This window comes from Streptomyces sp. CLV115 (genome assembly GCF_038448545.1).
GTDB classification, from domain to species: Bacteria; Actinomycetota; Actinomycetes; order Streptomycetales; family Streptomycetaceae; genus Streptomyces; species Streptomyces sanglieri.
Window position 1 is genome coordinate 1 of the sequence record NZ_JBCEWQ010000354.1, and the last position, 1,180, is coordinate 1,180.

Annotated in this window: 1 pseudogene; it reads left to right on the forward strand. The window is 65.3% G+C overall.

Annotation, left to right across the window (positions count from 1 at the left end):
- Positions 1-106: 106 nt before the first annotated feature.
- Positions 107-928 (forward strand): annotated as a pseudogene (locus AADR41_RS42105) (IS5 family transposase); the annotation flags it as partial.
- Positions 929-1,180: the final 252 nt, after the last annotated feature.

A 1,180-nucleotide genomic window follows, 5' to 3' on the forward strand; every position in this document is an offset into this window, starting at 1 on the left:
GCTGAGAGTGCGGTACGTGATCTTCTATCCGGCTTGTCATCGCTCGATGGGGTGAGGTTGGAGCATCGTTGCCGGTCAAGCGTGCGAGATTCGCTTGGGTGACGGGATGAGTGATCGCAAGCCGTACTCGAGTGATGTTTCCGACGAGCAATGGGCGTTGGTCGATCCTGTGATCGGCGCCTGGAAGGCCCGGCACCCGTCGGTCAGCGGCCACCAGGGCGGATACGCGATGCGGGAGATCGTGAACGCGATTCTGTACCAGAACCGCACCGGCTGCCAGTGGGACCTGTTGCCCCACGATCTGCCGCCCGCCGGTGCGGTGAAGTACTACTTCTACAAGTGGCGCGACGACGGTACCGACCAGACCATCCACGATCTTCTGCGGTGGCAGTTGCGGGAGAAGAAACGGCGATTAGCCGACCCGAGCCTCATCGTTCTGGACACGCAGAGTGTTCACTCCGCAGTCGATGTGCCGGCCGCCACGACCGGGAAGGATGCCGCGAAAAAGGTGCCAGGCAGGAAGAGATGCCTGGCCGTGGACACGTTGGGCCTGGTCATCGAGGTCGTCGTGCTGGCGGCCCCCGCGCACGACAACGCCGCGGGCATCGCTCTGCTGGACGGTGTGGCCGCACAGACCGACACGGTCCGTAAGGCGCTGGTCGACCAGGGGTTCAAGAAGAGCGTCGTCGAGCACGGCAAGCAGTACGGCATCGATGTCGAGATCGTCGAGCGCAACCCCGCAGACAAGGGTTTCGTCCCGCAGGCCAAGCGCTGGATCGTCGAGCAGACGAACGGGATCTCGATGTTCTACCGGCGTCTGGTCCGTGACTACGAACACCGGCCCGCCAGCTCCCGCTCCCGCGTGTTCTGGGCGATGACCTCCGTCATGGCTCGCCGCCTCACCGGTGCCACCGTCCCCTCCTGGAGGGCAGCGTGCGAGAGGACCCGCAGATCAGTGCCATCCTGGAGTACATCGAGGCGCGCGAGCGGGAACTGGGCGAGCAGGACGGACAACTCCGCTCCCGCATCGAGGAACTCGCCGCACGCCTCGGCGAACTCGACACGGAGAGCGAAAACTTACGCATCACCCGCAAGACGCTCCTCACCATCGCCGCCCCAGTGCCCGTCGAGGAGCCGCCCCGCCCGGACGTGCCGGACCACCCGGCTTACCGGCAGATCC